The organism is Herbaspirillum sp. 1173 (assembly GCF_031455335.1).
In the GTDB taxonomy this organism is placed as follows: Bacteria; Pseudomonadota; Gammaproteobacteria; order Burkholderiales; family Burkholderiaceae_D; genus Herbaspirillum; species Herbaspirillum huttiense.
The window spans coordinates 352,582-376,211 of record NZ_JAVDSP010000006.1 but is presented as its reverse complement, the minus strand read 5'-3'; the positions used below and the strand labels follow the sequence as shown (position 1 = coordinate 376,211).

At 60.5% G+C, this 23,630-nt stretch carries 20 protein-coding genes and 1 tRNA gene; 11 read left to right on the top strand and 10 right to left on the bottom strand.

Annotation, left to right across the window (positions count from 1 at the left end):
* The first annotated feature begins 540 nt into the window (after positions 1-540).
* A complete protein-coding gene (locus J2X56_RS20175) occupies positions 541-891 on the top strand; it encodes a hypothetical protein (protein WP_310162057.1) in 351 nt (116 codons plus the stop codon).
* Positions 892-1,260: 369 nt separating this feature from the next.
* Here J2X56_RS20175 and J2X56_RS20170 read toward each other — a convergent pair whose 3' ends face one another.
* The 3 genes from J2X56_RS20170 to J2X56_RS20160 form a co-directional block, all read right to left on the bottom strand.
* Positions 1,261-1,752, bottom strand: coding sequence for a hypothetical protein (locus J2X56_RS20170; protein WP_310162055.1), 492 nt, complete (start codon positions 1,750-1,752; stop codon positions 1,261-1,263).
* Positions 1,753-1,909: 157 nt separating this feature from the next.
* Positions 1,910-2,659 carry a hypothetical protein gene (locus J2X56_RS20165; RefSeq protein WP_310162052.1) on the bottom strand — a complete coding sequence of 250 codons (750 nt, stop codon included), beginning with the start codon at positions 2,657-2,659 and terminating at the stop codon, positions 1,910-1,912.
* Between the two features lie 5 nt (positions 2,660-2,664).
* Entirely contained in the window at positions 2,665-3,291 is a 627-nt protein-coding gene (locus J2X56_RS20160; RefSeq protein ID WP_310162049.1) for a hypothetical protein, read from the bottom strand.
* Positions 3,292-3,584: 293 nt separating this feature from the next.
* Between J2X56_RS20160 and J2X56_RS20155 the strand changes: the two genes are divergently transcribed.
* Positions 3,585-3,658 (top strand) — tRNA-Gly (locus J2X56_RS20155).
* Positions 3,659-3,739: 81 nt separating this feature from the next.
* Complete coding sequence (gene trmB, locus J2X56_RS20150; RefSeq protein WP_310162046.1) at positions 3,740-4,459, top strand: tRNA (guanosine(46)-N7)-methyltransferase TrmB; 720 nt, start codon at positions 3,740-3,742, stop codon at positions 4,457-4,459.
* Positions 4,460-4,599: 140 nt separating this feature from the next.
* Here the strand turns inward: trmB and J2X56_RS20145 are convergent, their stop codons facing one another.
* The 4 genes from J2X56_RS20145 to J2X56_RS20130 form a co-directional block, all read right to left on the bottom strand.
* Entirely contained in the window at positions 4,600-6,168 is a 1,569-nt protein-coding gene (locus tag J2X56_RS20145) for a methyl-accepting chemotaxis protein (RefSeq protein ID WP_310162044.1), read from the bottom strand.
* A 236-nt stretch (positions 6,169-6,404) separates the two neighbouring features.
* A complete protein-coding gene (gene recQ / locus J2X56_RS20140; RefSeq protein WP_034338828.1) occupies positions 6,405-8,258 on the bottom strand; it encodes a DNA helicase RecQ in 1,854 nt (617 codons plus the stop codon).
* Between the two features lie 38 nt (positions 8,259-8,296).
* Positions 8,297-9,169 carry an undecaprenyl-diphosphate phosphatase gene (locus tag J2X56_RS20135; protein WP_039789393.1) on the bottom strand — a complete coding sequence of 291 codons (873 nt, stop codon included), beginning with the start codon at positions 9,167-9,169 and terminating at the stop codon, positions 8,297-8,299.
* Between the two features lie 157 nt (positions 9,170-9,326).
* Positions 9,327-10,181: an undecaprenyl-diphosphate phosphatase gene (locus J2X56_RS20130; RefSeq protein WP_310162040.1), complete on the bottom strand. Its 855-nt coding sequence runs from the start codon at positions 10,179-10,181 to the stop codon at positions 9,327-9,329.
* Positions 10,182-10,546: 365 nt separating this feature from the next.
* Here J2X56_RS20130 and arsC point away from each other — a divergent pair, with 365 nt between their 5' ends.
* Both arsC and J2X56_RS20120 read left to right on the top strand, forming a co-directional pair.
* Entirely contained in the window at positions 10,547-10,909 is a 363-nt protein-coding gene (arsC, locus tag J2X56_RS20125) for an arsenate reductase (glutaredoxin) (protein WP_034338820.1), read from the top strand.
* Positions 10,910-11,031: 122 nt separating this feature from the next.
* On the top strand, positions 11,032-11,199 hold the full coding sequence (locus J2X56_RS20120) for a hypothetical protein (protein WP_008325257.1): 168 nt from the start codon (positions 11,032-11,034) through the stop codon (positions 11,197-11,199).
* Positions 11,200-11,214: 15 nt separating this feature from the next.
* On the opposite strand, the gene J2X56_RS20115 is transcribed toward J2X56_RS20120, so the two are convergent.
* Positions 11,215-11,502 (bottom strand): YkgJ family cysteine cluster protein, encoded by a 288-nt coding sequence (locus J2X56_RS20115; protein WP_199725089.1) that lies wholly within the window; start codon positions 11,500-11,502, stop codon positions 11,215-11,217.
* 141 nt (positions 11,503-11,643) lie between these two features.
* On the opposite strand from J2X56_RS20115, the gene J2X56_RS20110 reads away from it, so the two are divergent.
* The 3 genes from J2X56_RS20110 (at position 11,644) to J2X56_RS20100 (ending at position 13,443) form a co-directional block, all read left to right on the top strand.
* A complete protein-coding gene (locus tag J2X56_RS20110) occupies positions 11,644-12,273 on the top strand; it encodes a TetR/AcrR family transcriptional regulator (RefSeq protein WP_204726131.1) in 630 nt (209 codons plus the stop codon).
* A 152-nt stretch (positions 12,274-12,425) separates the two neighbouring features.
* Positions 12,426-13,091 carry a protein-L-isoaspartate O-methyltransferase gene (locus tag J2X56_RS20105; protein WP_034338812.1) on the top strand — a complete coding sequence of 222 codons (666 nt, stop codon included), beginning with the start codon at positions 12,426-12,428 and terminating at the stop codon, positions 13,089-13,091.
* Positions 13,092-13,119: 28 nt separating this feature from the next.
* Positions 13,120-13,443, top strand: coding sequence for a rhodanese-like domain-containing protein (locus J2X56_RS20100; RefSeq protein WP_034338809.1), 324 nt, complete (start codon positions 13,120-13,122; stop codon positions 13,441-13,443).
* Positions 13,444-13,616: 173 nt separating this feature from the next.
* Here J2X56_RS20100 and J2X56_RS20095 read toward each other — a convergent pair whose 3' ends face one another.
* Positions 13,617-14,252 (bottom strand): TetR family transcriptional regulator, encoded by a 636-nt coding sequence (locus J2X56_RS20095; RefSeq protein WP_310162024.1) that lies wholly within the window; start codon positions 14,250-14,252, stop codon positions 13,617-13,619.
* 593 nt (positions 14,253-14,845) lie between these two features.
* Between J2X56_RS20095 and J2X56_RS20090 the strand changes: the two genes are divergently transcribed.
* From J2X56_RS20090 to adeC, 3 genes are read left to right on the top strand one after another with little or no spacing between them, the layout of a single operon-like run.
* On the top strand, positions 14,846-16,054 hold the full coding sequence (locus tag J2X56_RS20090; protein WP_209568127.1) for an efflux RND transporter periplasmic adaptor subunit: 1,209 nt from the start codon (positions 14,846-14,848) through the stop codon (positions 16,052-16,054).
* 11 nt (positions 16,055-16,065) lie between these two features.
* The gene (locus J2X56_RS20085; RefSeq protein ID WP_121042797.1) at positions 16,066-19,212 is read left to right on the top strand and encodes an efflux RND transporter permease subunit; all 3,147 of its coding nucleotides are present in this window, start codon (positions 16,066-16,068) and stop codon (positions 19,210-19,212) included.
* Positions 19,213-19,214: 2 nt separating this feature from the next.
* On the top strand, positions 19,215-20,666 hold the full coding sequence (adeC, locus tag J2X56_RS20080) for an AdeC/AdeK/OprM family multidrug efflux complex outer membrane factor (RefSeq protein WP_121042795.1): 1,452 nt from the start codon (positions 19,215-19,217) through the stop codon (positions 20,664-20,666).
* Between the two features lie 109 nt (positions 20,667-20,775).
* Here adeC and J2X56_RS20075 read toward each other — a convergent pair whose 3' ends face one another.
* A complete protein-coding gene (locus J2X56_RS20075; RefSeq protein WP_310162019.1) occupies positions 20,776-23,616 on the bottom strand; it encodes a DUF3857 domain-containing protein in 2,841 nt (946 codons plus the stop codon).
* Between the last annotated feature and the right edge of the window lie 14 nt (positions 23,617-23,630).

The window sequence follows — 23,630 nt, the reverse complement described above, 5'->3', positions numbered from 1 at the left end:
GCGAGGACGGCTACCACGGCTTGAATTCTCATTTTCATATGAATAATTCATACGAAAACAAATCGTCGCCTGCTTCCACTAGTTGTGCTGCACTGTTGAGACCGAATTAAGCCACACTTAGATTTTTTTTGCAAGCCCCCTCACCACGCGATGAATTTTCGTTTTGACTATTAAACGATTGTTCGTACTTTTTACAAACTGCTGCTACGACTCCTCTTCGTTTTTTCCAACTTTTTTATTTAAAGAGAAATCGTCAAATCGTTTAAATAATCTTCTCTCTGGCAGCAACATGACCAGCGGTGGCCAGCGCTGCAATGTATGCCAGAAGCTAGTTAAGCTTCGAGCCGACATGCCGACCACCCACGGAGAAAGCAGATTAGCGGCCATATGAGTAGGTGACTTCGGTGGAAAAGTTGGGTGGTCAGCCGCAAAAACATGCGGCACAACATAAGAAATAAATTGGTGAAGCGTCCGACATGTTGCCCAGCTACTAAAAACGGTAGGACGGTGGCTGCTCCCATCAATCGAGGAGCCCACATCATGCAAAACAATCAGACCAAGTCCAGCACCACTGCCCAGCAAACCAAGCCTGCTGAAAACACGACCACGCCATTGCAGACGGTAAAGATCACCGATGGCATGTCTTCGTCCAATGCGGTAAGCAAGTCCACAGAACATTCAAGCCAAGAGGCTAAGGCTGATTCAAAGGGTAAGGAAGCGAAGGCACAAGCCCCCGTAAAAATGAAAATCGCTACGGCGATCTACGTGCGGATGCAGAAGAATAAAAACGTCACACGCAAGGAAATTATCGATGAATTCGTCAAGGAAGCAAAGCTATCGAAAGCTGCTGCATCGACTTACTACCAGCTGATTAAGGCGAAATTTAGCTGAAAGTATGCAACAAAAAAGCAAGCATCGGAGGGCTTGCTTTTCCTATGAGATTCCGTAGGTTTCGGAAAATCGACATCCAGCCAGCCCTTGTAACTTCTCACCTTATTTTGATGAATTTGCTGTGCCTGAACGACTTAATCAGTTCATTCTTCATCTCAGCGACTAGCTTGTCGGCATAATCGTGCGCGATAGAAATCCCTATTGCCTTAGCAACCACAAATAAAGACGTTACGTCATTCTCGTTGCCGCAATTCGCACATACAACTAGACTTCCAGCTGAAGGGGAATAACCAGCATATGGCAATGCGAACTCATGAGAGCGGCAAAAAGTGCAGCGCAATCTGATAGTTTCCTTCAGATCTTCCATGACTATGGTAGTCCCGCCAATGACCCGGCGAGGCCCCCTAAGATTGATGCTACTAATGGATGCCTGAGAAACTCTGTCAGCCGACCTTTGGCCTCTTTTTTCTCATCCTCCGAAGCAGAGGATTCATCAATTTTCTGTACGAGCTGATTAAACACCGTCTCAATATTCTGCACATTACCGTTTCCGACTTGTGCAGGCCCATGTACATTCAATGTTGCAATTTGCATGCTAGCTCCTAGCTCATACGAGCGGTTTTTTCCATGCTTTATTGAGATCGCTCTACTTTGGCCTTCTTCGGTGAGGGAGATGTGTGAGAAATCCCCAAACGTCTTCTTCAAAAGCGATCGCGAATTACAGATATTGATAATTCTAAAGAGATGCTCTTCAGACCAATGGAATTTCTCATCAAACGCTGCTCGATCACTCTTGCCCATGACGAAGGAGAAATAAACGGAGTTAATTGTGCTTCCCGTTCCCTCCATATCGTCATTCATAAAACTCAATAGGGAATCTATGTCGGATTGTATTTTTTCTGCGTCCATATTTTAAAAATTGGTGATCAAAATACCGTCTGGATTCTTATGGGGCCCAAGCTCTAATTCATTTCCGAAAGTACGAAAAGGATCTGAATAAACAACAGCCAGTTAAGAACTAAAGATCTTCCTTTAACAATATATTCTCTGCGAGATCAAATATCACTTCTTCTGCACTCACCACAGTAAATATGGTTGAAGAAGGATGCGACGCATTATTCCGTTTATTCAGCTTCTCAAGCAAAACCTTATAAGACGAAACGCTAATCATTCCACCGGCTTTCGCAATCTCCAATATTCGACCTTCCTTCATATCTTCAAAGTCAGTACGTTTGGTAATCGGCTTATCTTTGGCCCCCATCTTTATCAACTGAGCATTAAATTGTTCAATACGCGTGAATAGCCGATCACATACATAACTGAATGTGAGATTCCACATCATTACAATCGCAGCACGGTAAGCCTGAGCGTGGAAACACCCGAGTGTTTCATCAAAAAAGGTTTTATGGATTTTCAGTGTCAGCCGATCAGGTATCGAAGACAAAAGGCTGGATGCGGCTGCTTGTGACGCTCTAGTTCTGGGATAGCGAGCATCACACTCCGTACGTGCTACCAGCGACAAACGATAGCCGCGGTGGTCTTTCAACATGCGTGCAGGCTTCTTTACGCAAAGATTTCGCAACAGTCCAGATGTGTTTTCCGGTCGCTTAATGTGCAACAAATCGAAGCATGCGTTGAGGTCTGCGGCAGAAACGCGCTCCCGCCCGTCCTGAGTATGCAGAAACCATGCGAATAACTCCAGTTTTGCCGTTGCGGACTGAGACTCGAAACGATCCACCCCTGCGACGAAAACTTCAAGCTTCTCCATTGCACTTAAAGTTTATCCACGGCATTTTCGCCGAGGTGATTAATAGAGGCAAACCCTGGTGCTGTCCCACCGCTGAATTTCCCGTTCCGTGAGTTACGCAAATCCCGTATCGGCTGAGAAATATCTTTGGGGACTGGCCACTTCATGAACCGATAGGCTGTGAAAAAATGATCGGCGCTCAGTTCGCTAATTTTTTTATGGTGCTTATACCAGTACGCTATAACTAGATAACGCGTTAAATCGCTCGCCGGCTTCTTTGACGCACAAAACTCCTCCAGTCCGGGCTCAACATCATCAAATCGCACGTTATCAATTATTTTTCCTGGCGTTATCTTTTTCGGAGCTCGTTGAGTTACTCGCTTCGCAGGCGCTCTAGAGACATCCACATCGGAAATCTCCCCTTCTGCTACAACCGCATCTCCAGCAGCATCAACTTCATCAGGAAGGGAATTTAAAGAAGGGGCAGTATCGTACTTGACCGGTTTAGCAGCATTTCCGCTTCCCCGCATCAGCGCAGCAGCCATCGTCTTTAAACTGTCTTGAAGAGACTCGTCTGATCCTTCAACCTCGAACTCAATGATGCGAAACTTCACTTTTCCAACTTGTTCCGAAGGTTTGTGCCCTTTAGCCATCAATTTTCCCCTGCGTCAATGAAACCGGATATTTCAACCACTCGTGGAAATCGATGAACATCTGAAGCTCATCGTTAATTAATTGTAGCCGCCTCCTGCGAATTTAGTAACTATTAAGCAAGAAACAGGGTTAATTGCAGTACCGCAACATGTTAGTTATACCTTATTGCCATGTGTTTGAATTACACGTAGGTCACAGAGCATCAGATCCGGAGCCACCTCAATATCGCCTCTACGCACGAAGTTCACATGTTTGCACGTCCTTGCTGAACCCACGTAAAATACGCCGTTTCGCGGGTGTAGCTCAATGGTAGAGCAGAAGCTTCCCAAGCTTAAGACGAGGGTTCGATCCCCTTCACCCGCTCCAGATCGCTTCCCTGCGGCCCTGTTCGCCCGTCCCTGACCGGTGCGACTTTGCGGGCCGCGCCTCAATTGCTTCGAGTCATCCATGTCTGAAAACAAATCCGGCAAGCCGCTGTTCTATGATCCCAGCGAGCGCCGCATCCGCAGTTTCGTCACCCGCGCCGGGCGCGTGTCGGTCGCGCAAGGACGCGCGCTGGAAGAACTGGGTCCGCGCTTCCTGGTCCCCTACGACAAGGCCCCGCTGGACCTGGCTGTCACCTTCGGTCGCCAGGCTCCGACCATCCTCGAAATCGGCTTCGGCATGGGCGAAACCAGCGCCAAGATCTCGGCCCTCATGCCCGAGAAAAACTTCATCGGCGTCGAAGTCCATACCCCCGGCGTCGGCAGCTACCTCAAGCTGATCGGCGAAGGCAACCTGGACAACGTGCGCATCATCCAGCACGATGCCGTCGAAGTGCTCACCAACATGATCGCCCCCGAGTCGCTCGCCGGCGTGCACGTGTTCTTCCCCGATCCCTGGCACAAGGCGCGCCACAACAAGCGCCGCCTGATCCAGTCGCCCCTGGTGCAACTGATCAGCTCGCGCCTGGCCCCCGGCGGATATCTCCACTGCGCCACCGACTGGGAGGAATACGCCATCCAGATGCTGGAAGTGCTTTCGGCTGAACCCACCCTGAAGAACACCGCCACCGATCCCTCCGGCTACGTGCCGCGTCCGGATTACCGCGATACCACCAAGTTCGAAAACCGTGGCCTGCGCCTCGGTCACGGCGTGTGGGATCTGGTGTTTGAAAAGCGCGCCTGAATACGCGCGCTGCATGCATGATTCAACGCGCAATCGTGCATGCGACAGGTGATGAATGAAAGCGATCACCTACGGTGATCACTTAAAGATCGCTCCGATGGCATGCTCCAAGGCATGCCATTGTCATTTCTGTGACGGCCTCACTGAAGCTTGAAGACCGCCACCGCGCGTGACAGCGATTCCGCCTGGAACTGCAGGCTCTCCGCCGCCGCAGCAGCTTCTTCCACCAGTGCCGCATTCTGCTGCGTGACGCTGTCCATCTGCACCACCGCCTTGTTGACTTCATCGATGCCCGCGCTCTGCTCGCGGTTGGCGACGTTGATGTCATCCATGATCGCCGCCACTTTCTGGATGGCCGTGATGATGTCTTCCATGGTGCCGCCTGCACCGCTGACCAGGGCCGAGCCAGCATTGATCTTGCCGACCGAATCGTCGATCAGCTCCTTGATCTCGCGCGCGGCCGTGGCGCTGCGCTGGGCCAGGCTGCGCACCTCCGAAGCCACCACCGCAAACCCGCGCCCCTGCTCGCCGGCGCGCGCGGCTTCCACGGCGGCATTGAGCGCAAGGATGTTGGTCTGGAAGGCAATGCCGTCGATGACGCTGATGATCTCGACGATGCGATGCGAACTCTCCTCGATGGCCTGCATGGTCTGCACCACCGCACCGACCATGTCGCCGCCCTTGCGTGCCACGCCCGATGCCTCATCGGCCAGTTGATGCGCCTGGTGCGTGTTCTCGGCGTTCTTCTGCACGGTGGAGGTGATCTCTTCCATCGAGGCGGCCGTCTCTTCGAGCGAACCGGCCTGCTCTTCGGTGCGCTCGGACAAGTCCCTGTTACCGCTGGCGATCTCGGTCGCGGCCACGGTAATAGCACCGGTGCCGCTGCGCACCTCAGAAACGATGCCGACCAGGTTGTCGTTCATCTCTTTCAACGAGCGCAGCAGTTGCGCCGTCTCATCCTTGCCGTGAATGACGACCTGTGAGCGCAGATCGCCCGCCGCTACCGTCTGTGCAATCTGCACCGCTTCGCCCAGCGGGCGCACGATGCTGCGCACCAGCGTCCAGGTGATGGCCAGGCCCACCAGCAGCGACAGGCCGATCGAGACCAGCAGCAGCACGCGCGCCTGCTGGTAGTCGAAGAGGCTGTCGGCATTGATGGCGTCACGCGTCTTGCGGCTGTGGTCCAGCACGGCGACGACGATGTCATCGATCATCTTGGTCGGCACGCGATCCACACCCTTGACCTGTTCATCCACCCGCGCCACCGAGGCAGGATCGTCGGAGGCGTAGAGCTTGAGCGCTTCCAGATATCGATTGAGCAACTCGGCATGGGCCTGCTGGGCCTTGCGCGCAGGCTCGGCATCCATGCCGATACGCGGCATCAGCGCTTCAAGGGTCTTGAGCTGCTTCTGGGTGGCGGCGCTTTCATCGATGAAGGCCTGGCGGTATTTGTTGAAGGCAGCGGGATCCTTGCCGCGCAGCAAGGTATTCTTCCACTCCTGCACCTGGATCTTGAATTGCACCTGCGCACTGCGGGCGGCATCGACCGATTGCTCGATGAGGGCTCCCGTCTCCATGCCCTGCGCCCCCTGGCCGTAGATTTCCCCGACCACCATCACACCCCGTATGCCGATGAAAGCGATGGCTGCCAGCAACAGTGCCGACAGCATGCCCAGGCGCACGCCTATCTTCAGATCATTGAGTTTCATGTAGCCCCCCGGCTCACCTTCGTTGGTGTTGAACCCGATTCCCCGTGCTTGATCATATCGCCAAGCAAGAGCCGCAAATCAGGGAAGAGGCCGGTAAAAGTGCCGTATGAAGGAAAGTTGTATTACCGCCGCAACGTCGGCCGCAAAGGCCCGTCCGGCGCTGCACAGCGCTGGTGCAGGTGACGCAGGAAATGAAGAGATTTGACGAGAATCAGGGAGAATCCGCCGTCGCCCTCTCAGGCGTCGGCCGACTCCATGCCGGCGATCAGGTCGATGATCTGGGCGCCATAGGTTTCCAGCTTCTTCTCGCCCACACCGGTGACATGGCGCAGGTCGTCCAGCGATTGCGGCCGGGCCTTGGCGATCTCGCGCATGGTGGCATCGTGGAAGATGACGTAGGCGGGCACGTTGTGTGTGCGCGCGGTTTCCATCCGCCACCAGCGCAGCTTCTCGAAGAGTGCCTGCTCTTCGCTGCTGAGATCGGTCTCGACGAAGCTGGAGCGCTGCGAGCTGCGCTTGGCTTTTTCCGGCTTGCGATAGCGGCGCAGCTGCACCTGCTGTTCTCCGCGCAACACCGGGCGCGCGGCCTCGGTGAGCTTGAGGGCGCTGTAGTTCTCGGCATCCACCGTCAGCAACCCCAGCGCGATCACCTGGCGCAGGATGGCGCGCCATTCGGCCTCGCCGCGATCGCTGCCCACGCCAAACACGGAAAGCTGATCATGACGCCATTGCTTGACGCGCTCGCCATCGATGCCGCGCAAGACCTCGATCACGTGACCGGGGGCAAAGCGCTGTTCGACGCGATAGACGGTGGAGAGCAGCTTCTGTACCTCGACCGTGGCATCGAAGGAGACCGGGGGCGTGAGGCAGGTATCGCAATTGCCGCAGGGGCTGGATTTCTCGCCGAAGTAATCCAGCAGGTGCACGCGCCGGCAGTGCAGCGTCTCGCACAGGGAGAGCATGGCATCGAGCTTGGTGCCGAGCACGCGCTTGAAGGTTTCGTCGGCTTCGGATTCGTCGATCATGCGGCGCTGCTGCACCACGTCCTGCAGGCCGTAGGCCATCCAGGCGTCCGCCGGCAGGCCGTCGCGGCCGGCGCGGCCGGTTTCCTGGTAGTAGCCTTCCACGCTCTTGGGCAAATCGAGGTGGCAGACGAAGCGCACGTCGGGCTTGTCGATGCCCATGCCGAAGGCGATGGTGGCGACCATCACGATCTTGTCTTCGCGCAGGAAGCGCGCCTGGTTTTTGGTGCGCAGCGCGTAGTCCATGCCGGCGTGGTAGGCCAGCGCATTGAGGCCTTCGCCGCGCAGGAACTCGGCGGTCTCTTCGACCTTCTTGCGCGAGAGGCAGTAGACGATGCCGGCGTCTTCCGGGTGTTCGTTCTTGATGAAGTCCAGCAACTGTTTGCGGCCATTGGCCTTTTCCACGATCTGGTAACGGATGTTGGGACGATCGAAGGAAGAGACGAACTGGCGCGCATCTTCCAGTTGCAGGCGGTGGATGATTTCTTCGCGGGTCTGCTGGTCGGCGGTGGCCGTCAGCGCAATGCGCGGCACCTGCGGGAAGCGCTCATGCAGGATCGAGAGCTTGATGTATTCCGGACGGAAATCGTGGCCCCATTGCGAGACGCAATGCGCCTCATCGATGGCGAAGAGCGAGATGCGGGCGGACTCCAGCAGGTCCAGGCAGCGCGGCGTCATCAGGCGCTCGGGGGCGACGTAGAGCAGGTCCAGGTCGCCCTGGCGCAGGCGGCGCTCGATCTGCAGCGCTTCGTCGAAACTCTGGGTGGAATTGAGGAAGGCGGCCCGCACGCCGACTTCGGCCAGTGCATCGACCTGGTCCTGCATCAGCGCGATCAGCGGCGAAACCACCACGCCGGTGCCCTCGCGCAGCAGCGCCGGCACCTGGTAGCAGAGCGACTTGCCACCGCCGGTGGGCATGAGGACAAGGGCATCCCCGCCCCCGGCGACGTGCTGGACGATCTCGCCCTGATGACCGCGGAAGGACGAGTAGCCGAATACCGTTTCCAGCACGTGCAAAGCACGTTCTTGCTGGGTGGCACCGGGAGGCAGGGAATCGAAATCGACCATGGAAAAACCTGAAGCTGCTGCGTAGCGAAGGCGCTATTTTATTGCAGCCAGCCTCGCGACACCGCCAGCAGCAGGAAAACACCCAGCGCAGCTCGATAGACGATGAAGGGCCATGTCGAGAAACGCTCCAGGAATTTCATCAACCCCCAGATGGCGGCGAAGGCCGACACGCTCGCCACGGCCAGCCCGAACAGCAGCACGCCCCAGGCTTCCAGCGGGATATGGGCGTGCAGCAAGACCGCCAGTTCCTTCAGTCCGGCCAAGGCGATGGCAGGCAAGCCCAGCAGGAAGGAAAAGCGCGCCGCTTCCTCGCGGCGGAAGTTCAGGAACAGCGCCGCCGTGAGCGTGGAGCCGGAACGCGAGACGCCCGGGATCAGCGCACCGACCTGGGCCAGGCCGACGATGAGCGCATCGCGCAGGCGCATCTGGTCGACGCTGCGGCGATGGCGGCAGACCATTTCCGAGATCGCCAGCAGCACCGCCATGACGATGCAGGACCAGCCGATCACGGTCAGGCTGCGCAGCGGCGAGCCGCAGGCGTTCAGGACATGCGACAAGGCCAGCCCGGCAATGCCGATGGGGATGGTGGCCAGGATGATGGCCACGGCCAGCTTGAACATGGGATCGTTGAAATCGCGGCGACGCCAGGCCGCCAGGCTGCCGCCGGTGACGGCGCTCACGTCGCGCCGGAAATAACTGATGACGGCGGCCAGGGCCGCCAGCTGCATGGCCGCGGAGAAGGCCGAGCCGGGATCATGCCAGCCGAGGAAGGCCGGTACCACGCGCATGTGGGCGGTCGAAGAAATGGGGAGCAGTTCGGTGATGCCCTGGACGATGCCGAGGAAACCGATCTGCGCGTAACTGAGGGAGGCAAAGCCGATATCAAGCCCGGCGCTGCAGACGTTGGCCATGGGGTGTGCTCTGAAGGGAGTTGGCGAAAAGGAAGTTGTAGACCGCCGCCGGCAGCGAGGCCGGCCACGGGTGCTGCAGTGTACCGCGCCCGCCAGGGCGCTGGCTGACAGGCGCCTGACGCCCGCACAGTCCATGCACGGGCATCAGGCAGGGGGGTTACTCCACCCAGGCAACGGCGCCCGTATAAGCGGTCACCAGGACAATGATGCCGAAGACGATGCGATACCAGGCGAAGATGGTGAAATCATGCGAGCTGATGTAGCGCAGCAACCAGCGCACGCACAGGAAGGCCGAGACGAAGGCAGCCACGGTGCCCACGGTGAACAGCGGGACGTCGGCGGCCGACAGCAGGGCGCGCTCCTTGTAGAGCGAATAGATGGTGGCAGCGAACAGGGTCGGGATGGCCAGGAAGAACGAGAATTCGGTCGCCGCCTTGCGCGACAGGCCGAACATCATGCCGCCGATGATGGTGGCACCCGAGCGGCTGGTGCCGGGGATCAGCGCGAAGGCCTGGGCGATGCCGACTTTCAGGGCATCCAGCGGGGTCATGTCATCCACCGTTTCGACGCGCGCCGAGCCCATGCTCATGCGGTCCTTGTTGCGGCGCTCCACCCACAGGATGATGAGGCCGCCGACGATGAAGGCGATGGCCACCGAGACCGGGTTGAACAGCACTTCCTTGATGCGGCGGCTGAACAGGAAGCCGAGAATGGCCGCCGGCAGGAAGGCCACGATCAGGTTGATCACCAGGCGCTGGGCCTTGCGGTCGGTGAACATGCCGGTCAGCACGGTGGCGATGCGGACCCGATACTCCCAGCACACCGCCAGGATGGCTCCGGCCTGGATGACGATCTCGAAAACGTCGGCCTTCTCCTTGGAAAAATCGGGGCCGGTGAATTGCAGCAGGCTGTTGGCCAGGATCAGGTGGCCGGTGGAGGAAATGGGCAGGAATTCGGTCAGGCCTTCGACGATGCCCATGATGAGCGCCTTGAGCGCGAGGAGAGTATCCATACGGGTGCTGTGGGTGGCTGTTGATGTGGGGTTGACGGGAAATGAACGAAATGAAGGAAATGGCTGCTTTCAGGCCCGAAAGCCCGGCAATCCGGCCATCGGAACACAATAAGCCGCTACAACATGAAGCAAATGGCCTTTTTCCGTCCCGGCCAGGGGCAAACCCTGCAAAAGTGGCAGCGAAGGACCGTCCGGGATGGCTGGCGTCGCCATAAAGCGGCCTTTCGACCACACCCGGCAGCAAAAAGTGCACTCGGTGCGCTGCAACAAAATCGGATTTTACCTTAGCAGGGTGACAAAACTTACATTTTGCTGTCAGGAATCCGCGCTAACATGGCTTTTTATTCCCTTCCTCAGCTGACGATATGAGCAAGAACACCGGCATCACGATCTATCACAACCCCAAGTGCGGTACCTCACGCAATGTCCTGCAAGGGCTGCGCGACGGCGGCGTCGAGCCGACCATCATTGAATATCTGAAGAATCCGCCCGACCGCGCCACGCTCGAAGGCCTCATCAAGGCCATGGGCGTGCCGGTGCGCGAGGTGGTGCGCAGCAAGGAAGCGCTGTTCCAGGAACTGGGGCTGGATGCGGACGGCGTGACAGACGCCCAGCTGATCGATGCGATGCTGGAACACCCCGTCCTGATCAACCGCCCGATCGTGGTGGCACCGAAAGGCACGATGCTGGTGCGTCCCAGCGAGCGGCTGGCGGAGATTTTCCCGTAAGCACCGAAACGGGGCGTATCGGGCCGGCATCCGCTGTCATTTGATGCCAAACTCGCCAGAAGCGCCCGATCCGTGGTACAAAGGCAGAGTTCCTCCCTCCCCTTATCGACTCAGGAGCAGCGGTGCATCATCGACACGAAGAAAGTACTGCCGATCTGAAGGAGCTGACCACCATCGCTCCCATCAGCCGTGAAGCCCATGCCGCACACCTCAAGGAAAAGGTGGATACCCGCCGGCTCATCGAGGATATCCGCGAAGAAGCCCGACGGCGGCGCGAGGAAGCCTTCTAGACAGGCTTCCCAGCTTCAGATGCTCTCCCCTCGCCGGCCAGCTTGGCTGCCCGGCGCTGTCAGCGTCTCCAGTTCACTGAGCCAGGCGATGGCCTGACCGCGGTGCTCTCCACACATCTCCACTGAAGGCTGCAAGCCGGCACAGAAATCCGGACGTTCGGGCTGGCCGAAGATCTTGCAGCGCATGTCCTCGCCCAGTTGTACGCACGGCACGCCGGCCGGCTTGCCGTCGGGCATGCCGGGGATCGGGCTGGTGATGGAAGGGGCAATGCAGCAAGCGCCGCATGCGTCTCGGCAGTTCATGGACTTTCCTGATGGCGGTTGGCGCGGAGGGACTGCATTGTAGTGCATCGGGCGGCGCGCAGTGCCGGCGGCTTGATCTGGCCGCTTGACGGCGGCGCGGCTTGCCACTTACAGTGCCCCGTCCCGGTAATCTTGTTTCTCATGTCTGCATCGGCCAAAGAACCGCGTTGGGAACGACGCAAACAAGACCGCCCCCAGGAATTGCTGGCGGCGGCACTGGAATTGTTCGTCGAGCGCGGTTACGCCGCGACCCGGCTGGAAGACGTGGCCAGCCGCGCGGGTGTCTCCAAGGGCACCCTTTATCTCTACTTCGATGGCAAGGAAAGCCTGTTCAAGTCGGTGGTACGCGCCAATGTGCTGCCCCTGCTGGACCAGGCCGAAGCCCGCATCGAAGGCCACGCCGGCAGCAGCGCCGAACTGCTGCGTGATCTCATCCTGCACTGGTGGCAGTCCGCCTCGCACTCCGGCGTGGTCGGCATTGCCAAGCTGATGGTGGCCGAATCCGGCAATTTCCCTGAACTTGCACGCTTTTACCATGATGAAGTGACCGCGCGCGGTGATGCGACGATAGTGCGCGTGCTCGAACGCGGCATGGCACGCGGGGAATTCCGACGCATTAACGCCGACGCCATGAAGAAAGTCATCGTCGCCCCCCTCATCATGCTGATGCTGTGGGAGCAGTCACTCGCACCCTGCGCGGCCACGCCCATCGATCCGCTGGCCTACCTGGAGAGCATGATCGACCTTTGCCTGAACGGGCTCAAAGCCTGACGCCAGCCTGTCGCGCTCGCATTGCATTGAGGAAAACCCGCAACAGAAGCGCCTCCAGCGGCTTTTTCGGCGCATAGATGGGCTGATTAGCCGGGCGGTGTTTGCTAAAATGCTGCCTTTCCGTCGCTATTAGATTAGATCGAGCCACCGCCATGAATATCGAACAAGCCCGCTTCAACATGATCGAGCAGCAAATCCGCCCCTGGAACGTGCTGGCGCAAGACGTGCTGGACCTGCTGATGGTCGTCAAGCGTGAAGAATTCGTCCCGGCCGCCTATCGCAGCCTGGCCTTCTTCGACACCGAGATCCCGCTGCCGGGTGGTGAAAACATGCTGGCTCCGAAGATCGAAGCGCGCATCCTGCAGGAAGCCAATGTGAAGAAGCACGAATACGTGCTGGAAATCGGCGCAGGTTCGGGCTACATGGCAGCCCTGCTGGCGCACAAGGCGCGCCACGTGACGACCGTGGAAATCTCGCCGGAACTGAAGGCCCTGGCCGAACAGAACCTGTCGGACTACGGCGTGGCCAACGTCGACGTGCAACTGGGCAATGGCGCGCAAGGCTGGACCGGTGCCGATGGCAAGGCTGGCGAATACGACGTCATCGTGATCTCCGGCTCGCTGCCGCTGCTGCCGGAATCCTTCGGCAAGCAACTCAAGATCGGCGGCCGCCTGCTGGCCATCGTCGGTTCGGCCCCGGTGATGGAACTGCAACTGATCACCCGCACCTCGGAACACGCCTTCGAGACCGTCAACATCGTGGAAACCCTGGCCAAGCCGCTGCACGCAGCGATCACGCCGTCCCACTTTACGTTCTGAGCCTCAGGGCCGAGACAGGAAAAGCATCATGGAGCACATCTCTGCCCCGGAACTGGCGGCCTGGATCAACGATCCGGACCGCCCCACGCCCCTGCTGCTGGATGTGCGTGAACCCTGGGAACACCAGACCTGCCACATCGCCGGCTCGCAGCTGGTGCCGATGAACACCATTCCCGGCCGCTTCGCGGAGCTGGACGAGGAACAGCCGGTGGTCTGCATCTGCCATCACGGCGGCCGCAGCATGCAGGTGGCTGCCTTCCTGGAGCGCCAGGGCTTTACCAAGGTCATCAATCTGAGCGGCGGCGTGCACGCCTGGGCGGCCCAGGTGGATCCTTCGATGCCGACCTATTGAGCCTGGTCTTTTGGTTTATTGATTCATATCGCATTCTGGCCGGCGGGCGTCATGCACATGGCGCAGGCCGGTCAGGCGGGGGCCGGGTTCTCCGGCCTGCCTGAATTCCCTTACGTTTTATCCTGATCCTTCATATCGCCTGAAAACCACCCGGGTTTCGAGGCTTGGTCCGGCTACGCCTTCTGCAGCGACGGCGCGGTCTTGAGCGCGTAGAGCGAGGCCGCCAGGATGCGCTCGCCATCCTTGACCAGGTCGAAACTGTCGGGGGAAAAGAACCAGTCAGTGAGCAGACCGCTGAAGGTCGCATGCGCCGCCAGGCAGGCCAGGCGGATATCGAGCGTGGCCGGAAGCTGGCCGCGTGCCACCGCATTGAGCAGGATCTGCTCCAGCCGCAACAATCCATCGACGTGGCATTCGCGCTGGCGAATCAGGATGGGGTCCTGCGCGTCGGCGAATTCGCATTTGTTGAAGATGATGTCGAACACGCGCCGGCAGCGCTCATCGGTCGCCGCCATGGTCAGCACATAGATGCCGCTGCGCAGGAACTGGCCCAGCGGATCCTCCACCTGCGGGCTGGCGTTTTCTTCCAGCACCGCTTCCATGGGCAGGCGCACGCGCTCGCACATGGCGTCGAACAGATCGCTCTTGTTCTTGAAGTGCCAGTAAATGGCCCCGCGCGTGACTTCAGCGGCCTTGGCCACGTCGGCCAGCGAGGTCTGCGAGACGCCGCGCTCATGGAACACCTGCTCGGCCGCATCGAGGATGCGGGCACGCGTTTCCAGCGCTTCTTCCTTGGTCGAACGGGCCATGTCAACAGACTCCCGGGCAAATGGCCATGGCGCAGCCCCTCAGGCGCGCCACTGGACGGCCGTGTTGCGGATGCACATCACCCGCAACCGGCAGAGTTTCGTCAAAGGCTTCATGTGCGCAATGATCGTCATGAAGAAGTAAGTGAGTTTCGTGCACAATATCAGGGCGTCAAATTCGTCTTCCCAGCAGCTCGGCCTCAAGCCCGACGGCATGGAAGAGCTCGGGTTCAGACCAGCGGAAACGGCATCAGAGTAGCTTTCGAATCAAAATGCAAGGAATCGCTCATATTTTGCTACGCCGTTTCGAACAAGTTTGTTAAATTAATGTGATGTTTGGAAGAAATACATACATTCATGGATGTATGTATAATAGCATCCGCTTCAAGTCCCTGCCGTTCATCATCTGCAAAAAAATTCATCACCCTGGCATGAAGGGGTGGGGACTTTCTTGCATTGCAACAATCTGTAGCCCGGCTCATCCATCCCCTCCATCACCGGATGACAGGCACAGCATCATCGTCGTGACCGGTTCTACCGAATTCGTTTCATCGCCGCCCCTGGCGGCTTCAACTTTACTTTCGTGCGAGATATCTATGAGCTCAGTCAGTCGTTTCACGCGCCTCACCATGACCGTCGCCGTTGCCGCCGCGCTGGTTGCCTGCGGACAGAAACCCGCCGCGCAAGGCGGCCAGATGCCGCCGGCCGAGGTGTCGGTGGTGACCATCGCCCCGCAGCGCGTGGCCATCACCAATGAACTGCCGGGCCGCGTGGAAGCCTTCCGCGTGGCGCAGGTGCGTGCACGGGTGGCAGGCATCGTGCAAAAGCGCGTCTTCAAGGAAGGCAGCGAGGTCAAGGAGGGCCAGGTGCTCTTCAAGATCGATCCGGCCCAGTACAAGGCCAGCCTGGAAAGCGCGCAAGCCACGCTGGCGCGCGCCCAGGCCAACCTGACCCAGACCTCGCTGACTGCGCAGCGCTACAAGCCGCTGGTGGAAGTCAACGCGGTCTCCAAGCAGGAATACGACAACGCCGTGGCCGCCCAGAAGCAGGCTGAAGCCGATGTCGCCGCCGGCAAGGCCGCGGTGCAGACGGCCAACCTGAACCTGGGTTATGCCACCGTGACCTCGCCCATCTCCGGCCGCATCGGCCGCGCGCTGGTGACCGAAGGTGCGCTGGTCGGCCAGGGGGATGCCACCCAGCTGGCCCTGGTGCAGCAGCTCGATCCGGTCTACGTCAACGTGACCCAGTCCAGCGCCGACCTGTTGAAGTTGCAGCAGGCGATGGCCGCCGGTCAACTCAAGAGCGTGGGCGACAACAAGGCCAGCGTGACCCTGGTGCTGGAAAACGGCCAGGCTTACGAACAGCCGGGCAAGCTGCTGTTCTCCGACATCAGCGTGGATGAAAGCACCGGTTCGGTCTCGCTGCGTGCCGAATTCCCCAACCCCAAGCGCCTGCTGCTGCCGGGTACCTACGTGCGGACCAAGATCGAGCAAGCCGTGGACGAACAGGCCCTGCTGGTGCCGCAACAAGCCGTGGTGCGTGATGCCGGCGGCTCCTCGGTGATGGTGGTCAATGCCGAGAACAAGGTCGAGGCGCGTCCGGTCAAGACCGGCGGCGCACGCGGCAACAACTGGCAGGTCATCGATGGCTTGAAGGAAGGTGATCGCGTCATCGTGGAAGGCCTGCAGAAGGTCCGCCCGGGTGCCGCCGTCAAGCCGGTCCAATGGAATCCCGCGGGCGCTCCCGCACAAGCTGCTGGCCAGCCGGCCAAGCAAGAGGCGAGCGCCCAACCGAAAGCTAACTAAGAGGCTGCCAGATGGGAAAGTTCTTTATTGATCGCCCCGTATTTGCGTGGGTGCTAGCGATCTTCATCATGCTGGGCGGTGCGCTGGCCATTACCGGATTGCCGGTAGCCCAGTACCCCAGCATCGCGCCGCCGACCATCGTGGTCACGGCGACCTATCCGGGTGCGACCGCGCAGACCCTGGACGATTCGGTGACCAGCCTGATCGAACAGGAAATGAACGGTGCCGATGGCCTGCAATACATCGAGTCGCAAAGCCAGGCCAACGGCCAGGTGCAGATCACCATCACCTTCTCGCCGGAAACCAATCCGGACCTGGCGGCGGTGGATGTGCAGAACCGCCTGAAGCGCGTCGAGGCCCGCCTGCCGGCAGCCGTGACGCAACAGGGCGTGCAGGTGACCAAGTCGCGTTCCAACTTCCTGCTCTTCATCGGTCTGTCTTCCACCGATGGCAAGCTCGATCCGGTGGCGCTGGGTGACTATCTGTCGCGTAACGTCCTGAACGAAATCAAGCGCGTGCCCGGTGTGGGCCAGGCGCAGCTGTTCGGTACCGAACGCGCCATGCGCATCTGGATCGATCCGAACAAGCTGATCGGCCTGAGCCTGACCCCTGCTGACGTGACGGCCGCGATCCAGGCGCAAAACGCGCTGGTGGCCGGTGGTACGCTGGGTGCCCTGCCCAGCCCCGGCAGCCAGCAGATCGCCGCTACCGTGGTGGTCAACGGTCAGCTGACCTCGCCCGAGCAGTTCGGCAACATCGTGCTGCGTGCCAATACCAACGGTTCGAGCGTGCGCCTGCGCGACGTCGCCCGCATCGAAGTGGGTGGCCAGAGCTATGACACCTCCGGCCGTCTGGATGGCAAGCCTTCGTCCTTCATCGGCGTGCAGCTGTCGCCGACCGCCAACGCGCTGGGTACCGCCACCGCCGTGCACAAGAAGATGGAAGAGCTGGCCAAGTATTTCCCGGCCGGTGTGAAGTACACCATCCCTTACGACACCTCCAAGTTCGTCAAGATCTCGATCGAGGAAGTGGTCAAGACCCTGATCGAAGCCATCGTGCTGGTGTTCCTGGTGATGTTCCTGTTCCTGCAGAACATCCGTTACACCATCATCCCGACCATTGTGGTGCCGGTGGCGCTGCTGGGTACTTTTGCCACGCTGCTGCTGTTTGGCTTCTCGATCAACGTGCTGACCATGTTCGGCATGGTGCTGGCCATCGGTATCCTGGTCGACGATGCGATCGTGGTGGTGGAAAACGTCGAACGCATCATGAGCGAGGAAGGTCTCTCGCCGGCTGATGCGACCCGCAAGGCCATGGGCCAGATCAGCGGCGCGCTGATCGGTATCACGCTGGTGCTGATCGCGGTGTTCATCCCGATGGCCTTCTTCGGCGGCGCGGTGGGTGCGATCTATCGCCAGTTCTCGCTGTCGATGGTGGCTTCCATGGTGTTCTCGGTGCTGATGGCCTTCACCCTCACGCCGGCACTGTGCGCGACCATCCTCAAGCCTGTTGAGAAGGGTCACCACCACGAGAAGAAGGGTTTCTTCGGCTGGTTCAACCGCAAGTTCAACACCACCGCCAATGCCTATCAGGGCGTGATCGGCAAGATGCTCAGCAAGGCCGGCCGCTACATGATCGTCTACGTGGTGATCGTGGCCTGCGTGGGCTTGCTGTACGTGCGCCTGCCGGCCTCGTTCCTGCCGAACGAAGACCAGGGCTACATCATCACCAACGTCCAGCTGCCGCCGGGCGCAAGTACCGCGCGCACGACCGAGGTGGTCAAGAAGATCGAGGAGTACTACCTCAAGGATCCGGCCGTGGAACACGCCATTGCGGTGCTGGGCTTCTCGTTCTCGGGTAATGGCCAGAACGCGGCGCTGGTGTTCACTCCGCTGAAGGACTGGGCCGAGCGCGACAAGTCGCAGTCGGCCGATGCGATCGCCGGCAAGGCCTTCGGTGCCTTCTCGCAGATCAAGGATGCGATCGTCTTCCCGCTGAACCCGCCGCCGATTCCGGAACTGGGTAACGCGACCGGCTTCACCTTCCGTCTGCAGGACCGTGCCGGTCTGGGTCACGACGCGCTGGTGCAGGCGCGCAACCAGATCCTGGGTATGGCCTCGCAGAGCAAGGTGCTGGCCGGTGTGCGTCCGGAAGGTCTGGAAGATGCGCCGCAGCTGCAACTGGACATCGACCGCGACAAGGCCAATGCGCTGGGCGTGCCGTTCTCGACGATCAACAGTGTGCTGTCCACGGCGCTGGGTTCGTCCTATGTGAACGACTTCCCCAACCAGGGCCGCCAGCAGCGCGTGATCGTGCAGGCCGATGCCAACCGCCGCCTGCAACCTGAAGATCTGACCAGCCTGTACGCCCGCAACGCCAATGGCGGCATGGTGCCCTTCTCGGCCTTCGTGACGGCCAAGTGGATCAACGGCCCCGTGCAGCTGATCCGCTACAACGGCTATCCGGCCATGAAGATCGCCGGTGGCGCAGCGCCTGGCCGCAGCACCGGTGAAGCCATGGCCGAGATGGAATCCTATGTGGCCAAGCTGCCGCCGGGCTTCGGTTTCGAGTGGACCGGCCAGTCGCTGGAAGAAAAGACCTCCGGCAACCAGGCCCCGGCGCTGTATGCCCTGTCGCTGATCGCCGTGTTCCTGGTGCTGGCCGCGCTCTATGAAAGCACCTCGATCCCGCTGGCGGTGATGCTGGTGGTGCCGCTGGGTATCCTCGGTGCACTGCTGGGGGTGACGCTGCGCGCCATGCCCAACGACGTGTACTTCAAGGTGGGGATGATTGCGGTGGTGGGTCTGTCGGCCAAGAACGCGATTCTGATCATCGAGTTCGCCAAGGATCTGCAGGCGCAGGGCAAGGGCCTGATTGAAGCGACGCTGGAAGCGGTTCACCTGCGTTTCCGTCCGATCATCATGACCTCGCTGGCCTTCATCCTCGGCGTGCTGCCGCTGGCCATCGCTTCGGGTGCCGGTTCGGCCAGCCAGCGCGCCATCGGTACCGGCGTGATGGGCGGCATGATCACTGCCACCGTGCTGGCGGTGTTCCTGGTGCCGATCTTCTTCGTGGTCGTGCGCAAGATTTTCAAGGGCAGCGAGCGTCAGCGCAAGTTTGACGCCGACCACTCGCCCAAGATCAATAGTGGAGAATGACAATGGCTAATCTGTCGTTGCCGCGCTCGCCTCGCCTGCTGCAATTGTGCGCAGCGCTGATGGTGGCCGGCGTACTGGGGGGCTGCTCGCTGGCTCCCACCTATGACCGTCCGCAAGCCCCGGTGGAGACGGCCTACCCGGCCGATGCTGCCGGCCGTGCCGAGCTGCAGGCGGTCAACCTCGGCTGGCGCCAGTTCTTCCCGGACCAGCGCCTGCAGCAGCTGATCGCGGCTGCCCTGGAAAACAACCGTGACCTGCGCACGGCCGTCCTCAACATCGAGGAAGCCCGCGCGCAATACCAGATCGCGCGTGCCGATCTGCTGCCCAACCTGAACGTCAATGGCAGCGCCGCCCGCACGCGGACTGCGGCCAGCCAGTCGCTGACCGGCCAGCCGTTCATCAGCAACAGCTATCAGGTCGGCCTGGCGGTTCCCGCCTACGAGCTGGACTTCTTCGGCCGCGTGCGTAACCTGAAGGATGCGGCACTGGCGAGCTACCTCTCCACCGAAGAAGCGCAGAAGTCGGCGCAGATCAGCCTGATCGCGCAGGTGGCGCAGGCTTATCTGTCCGAGCGCTCCTATGCGGAACAGCTGCAGCTGGCCAACGACACGCTGAAGTCGCGCGAATCCAATCTGGATCTGGCGCAGAAGCGCTTTGACGTCGGTGCCAGTTCGGCGCTGGATTTCCGCCTGACGCAGACGCTGGTGGAGTCGGCTCGTGTATCGAAGTCCCAGCTGGAACGCCAGCGTGCCCAAGCCGAGAATGCACTGACGCTGCTGGTCGGCAAGAAGGTCGGCGACCTGCCGCCGGCACAGCTGCTGTCGGATGAAAAGATCGTGACCGATATTCCGGCGGGCTTGCCTTCCGATCTGCTGACCAATCGTCCGGACATCCGCTCGGCCGAGCAGAGCCTGCTGGCGGCCAATGCCAACATCGGCGCGGCGCGGGCGGCGTTCTTCCCGCGCATCTCGCTGACCGGCAGTTACGGGAGCGCCAGCAGCACGCTGGGTGGATTGTTCGAGTCGGGTTCGGGCGCGTGGAGCTTTGGTCCTTCGCTGTCCTTGCCGATCTTCGACTTCGGCCGCAACAGCGCCAATCTGGATCTGGCGGAAGTGCGCAAGAACAAGGCCGTGGTGACCTACGAGAAGACCATCCAGACCGCCTTCCGCGAAGTGGCCGATGCCCTGGTGGCACGCGGTACGCTGGACGATCAGGTCAAGGCGCAGGAAGCTTTCCTGGCGGCCCAGCAGGAACGCCTGAAGCTGACCGACCTGCGATTCAAGAACGGGATTGCCTCTTCGCTGGATCAGCTTGATGCGCAGCGAGACTTGTTCTCGGCGCAGCAGGCATTGATTCAGGCACGGCAGTTGCGCTTGAACAATGCGATTGATCTGTACAAGGCGTTGGGTGGTGGCCTCAACGAAAATACGGTGAGCGTGGCTGCCAAGCAGTAAGCGACAAACCAACTGCCATTCATCGTTCGGACGTCGAAAACGCCGAAGCAAAAAGAGCAGACCCGAGGGTCTGCTCTTTTTTTTTCCTTCAGATCCAGTTCTGCTGGCGCTACTTGCTGGCCGCCTGTTCCAGGCGGGCCAACTCCCAGCCCGCCGCCTGGTACTCGAAATAGACGCTCACGCCCGGCTTGCGCGCATTCTCGAATGCCTCCCGTGCGGCCGGGACATTGCCGCTGGCCAGGCGCATCTGGCCGATGAAGAACCAGGCTTCGGTCAGTGCCATGTCCTTGTCATCGCCCTGCTTGCGTTGCGCTGCCTGAAGCACGCCGTCCTCGCCGAGGCTGCCGGCCACCAGCGCCAGCAGCGGGTTCGGCCAGACATCGTCGCTGCCCTTGCCGCGCGCCGCCTGCAGCAGCTCTGCACTGGGTGGCTGACCGGTTCGCCGGGCCGCCAGACCTTGCCATAGCAGCACGTAATGGCGGGACTCGGCGTCATCCTTGGAAATCAGAACCGACTGCGTGAAATCGGCCAGGGCCTCCTGGTACTTGCCCATGAAGAAACGCGAGATCCCGCGCGACTGGTACAGCGAGCCTTCATTGCCGCCCAGGGTCAGCGCCCGTGTGTAATCGGGAATGCTGCGTGCAAAATCACGGCTGTCACGCGCGACGTGGCCGCGGCACTCCCAGGCACGGGGATTGGACGGTCCCTGGCGCACGGCCTCTTCGGCGTCGGCCATCCCTTTGGCCGGCTCGTCCATCTCGGCGCGCACTTCGGCGCGGCGGCACAAGGCCTCGACCAGGTCATTGCCACGCAGGCGGCCAGCCGCGATGACGCGGTCGTAGGCGGCCAGTTCCTCCTGCAGGCGACGACGCACGGTGTCCTTGAGCGTGCTGCTGCCCATACCCAGGAAACCGCTCGTCTTGATCGCCTCGCGCTCCACGAACTCGCCTTGCGCCGTGATCGAATCCAGCTGCTGGAGCGCGCTGTTGAGTGCCAGCAGCTCGTCGGGAGTGACCGTGTCCTTGAGCACTTCCAGGCTGCGTTCGACCTGCAGCACGTTACCCCGGAAGACCCGCTTGGTCGAATACGTGAAGAACTCGTTACGCAGGTTGCGCTCCAGCGGATCGCGCATCATCGAGACATTGGAGGGCCAGACCATGCGCAAGGTGTAACGCAGGCGGTAAGGGGCACGCGAGACCTTGGCCGGGTAGCTGCGCTTGAAGTTGCGCGGCAGATCATAGATGCCCTGCATGATGCTGGCCCCGTACTTGACCACCCACCCATCCGGATAGGCCTTGGCCGGCTTGGGCAGCTTGAAGCGGGCACGCGCGATGACGCGGTTGTTGGCGGCATCGTCCTCCAGCACCGGCACGCCCACCAGGTCGATACCGGGATAGCGGCGCTCGTAGCCACCGAGTGCGAACTTGCGCAAGCGCTCTTCCGGCAGGCTGCGGGAGACTACGCGCATGGTTTCGGCATCACTGCCGACCCAGGTCCAGGTCGCGCTGAGCGTGCCATCGGCATCCAGGGCGGGAATCTCGATCACTTCATCCAGGATGGCGGTATTGCGCGCCACGGCATCAGTCCAGTGCATGCTCTCCAGGGCAGTCGTCTCCGGTGCCACCGCCAGTATCGCTGCGCCTTCAACACCGCTGCCCTGCTTGCTGAGCGAGCCGGACTGTCCCTGCATGGTCGGGTCCAGGTAGTAATCCGCACCATCGAGCCGCAGGCGCACCAGCACATGGTCGAAGACCAGGGGACTGGGCAGATAACGCGCAACGGTGCGCGGCTCGGCCAGCGAAGTCAGGATGGGAACGGCGTTCATCCCCATGGCGCGCAGCAGCGTCACCAGCAGATAGGTCTTGTCCTTGCAGTCACCGTAGCGGTCACGGACCACGTCGGCGGGCGGGTGCGGACGGTGCGAGCTTTCTCCCATGGAGACGGAGAAGTAGCGGATCTCGTCCTGCACCCAACGCAGGGCCGCCACGGCCCGCTGCTCATCGGTGGGTAGTTTCTTCCATTGCTCCAGACGGGCTTGCAGCGCGGCCGGCACCGGCGCGGGCGGGAACAGGCCATCGGCCCAGCGGGCGACGCTGTTCCAGCTATCCCAACTGGTGAACTGCAAACGACGCAGGCTGAAGTCGGCCGGGACCCAGCGATCGGGTTCCTCGATCCGGATGCCGCGCTCGGTGAAGCGAAGCTTGCGCCAGCCGGCGGCCTGGCTGATGTCGGGACGGATATCGGTGTTGCCAATCTCGCCCACCATTTTCCAGTCCACGCGCTGGCCGACAGGATGGCTCAGGATGACACTGCGCAACTCGACCGGAATGGGCCAGTCCCACCCTGCCTCATTCGCGTAGGTGCTACCGAAGACCGGATTGGTGCCTTCGACCGAATACGCGTATTGCACCGTATCGCCCACGCGCAGGTCCGGCACCAGCATGACTGCCTGGACCGAGCCGCTGAAGACGCCGTTTTCCATGCCCAGTTCGCGCTGCAGGAAGCGCACCTGAACCCGGCTGGTGTGATCCAGCACTTCTTTACCGCGCAACACGCGCAGGCTGTGCAGATGCATTTTCTGATACTGCGGCACGAAGTCGATGATCAACTGCCCGGCCGAGGCCAGGGCGCTGCTGTCATTGATCTGTGCTGCGCGATTGACGTAGAAGACCGGCTGGCTGTCGGCGCGGAACTGTGTGTCCCACAGGCGCATGACGATGGCCTCGGTACGCCGCGTCGCGGGCACCTCGATGGGTTCCACCCAGGAAGGAATCTTGTCGCCGCGCGTGAAGGCTTCGGAGGCGACCTGGATCTCGCGCACGGGCAACGACGGGGCTTCCGTGGATTCCGTCGCTGCCGCGCCGGGAGCGGCTGGCAACTGGGCATGGACGACGAAGGACAGACTGCACAGGAGGGTGGCGAGCAGCCCTCTCGGCGACACGAATCGCATGAATTTTCCCCTGA

Excerpts from the sequence above, each read along its gene's own strand:
- J2X56_RS20175 (WP_310162057.1), top strand. The coding sequence starts at position 541 with ATGCAAAACAATCAGACCAAGTCCAGCACCACTGCCCAGCAAACCAAG.
- J2X56_RS20170 (WP_310162055.1), bottom strand. The coding sequence starts at position 1,752 with ATGAATGACGATATGGAGGGAACGGGAAGCACAATTAACTCCGTTTAT.
- J2X56_RS20165 (WP_310162052.1), bottom strand. The coding sequence starts at position 2,659 with ATGGAGAAGCTTGAAGTTTTCGTCGCAGGGGTGGATCGTTTCGAGTCT.
- J2X56_RS20160 (WP_310162049.1), bottom strand. The coding sequence starts at position 3,291 with ATGGCTAAAGGGCACAAACCTTCGGAACAAGTTGGAAAAGTGAAGTTT.
- trmB (WP_310162046.1), top strand. The coding sequence starts at position 3,740 with ATGTCTGAAAACAAATCCGGCAAGCCGCTGTTCTATGATCCCAGCGAG.
- J2X56_RS20145 (WP_310162044.1), bottom strand. The coding sequence starts at position 6,168 with ATGAAACTCAATGATCTGAAGATAGGCGTGCGCCTGGGCATGCTGTCG.
- recQ (WP_034338828.1), bottom strand. The coding sequence starts at position 8,258 with ATGGTCGATTTCGATTCCCTGCCTCCCGGTGCCACCCAGCAAGAACGT.
- J2X56_RS20135 (WP_039789393.1), bottom strand. The coding sequence starts at position 9,169 with ATGGCCAACGTCTGCAGCGCCGGGCTTGATATCGGCTTTGCCTCCCTC.
- J2X56_RS20130 (WP_310162040.1), bottom strand. The coding sequence starts at position 10,181 with ATGGATACTCTCCTCGCGCTCAAGGCGCTCATCATGGGCATCGTCGAA.
- arsC (WP_034338820.1), top strand. The coding sequence starts at position 10,547 with ATGAGCAAGAACACCGGCATCACGATCTATCACAACCCCAAGTGCGGT.
- J2X56_RS20115 (WP_199725089.1), bottom strand. The coding sequence starts at position 11,502 with ATGAACTGCCGAGACGCATGCGGCGCTTGCTGCATTGCCCCTTCCATC.
- J2X56_RS20110 (WP_204726131.1), top strand. The coding sequence starts at position 11,644 with ATGTCTGCATCGGCCAAAGAACCGCGTTGGGAACGACGCAAACAAGAC.
- J2X56_RS20105 (WP_034338812.1), top strand. The coding sequence starts at position 12,426 with ATGAATATCGAACAAGCCCGCTTCAACATGATCGAGCAGCAAATCCGC.
- J2X56_RS20100 (WP_034338809.1), top strand. The coding sequence starts at position 13,120 with ATGGAGCACATCTCTGCCCCGGAACTGGCGGCCTGGATCAACGATCCG.
- J2X56_RS20095 (WP_310162024.1), bottom strand. The coding sequence starts at position 14,252 with ATGGCCCGTTCGACCAAGGAAGAAGCGCTGGAAACGCGTGCCCGCATC.
- J2X56_RS20090 (WP_209568127.1), top strand. The coding sequence starts at position 14,846 with ATGAGCTCAGTCAGTCGTTTCACGCGCCTCACCATGACCGTCGCCGTT.
- J2X56_RS20085 (WP_121042797.1), top strand. The coding sequence starts at position 16,066 with ATGGGAAAGTTCTTTATTGATCGCCCCGTATTTGCGTGGGTGCTAGCG.
- adeC (WP_121042795.1), top strand. The coding sequence starts at position 19,215 with ATGGCTAATCTGTCGTTGCCGCGCTCGCCTCGCCTGCTGCAATTGTGC.
- J2X56_RS20075 (WP_310162019.1), bottom strand. The coding sequence starts at position 23,616 with ATGCGATTCGTGTCGCCGAGAGGGCTGCTCGCCACCCTCCTGTGCAGT.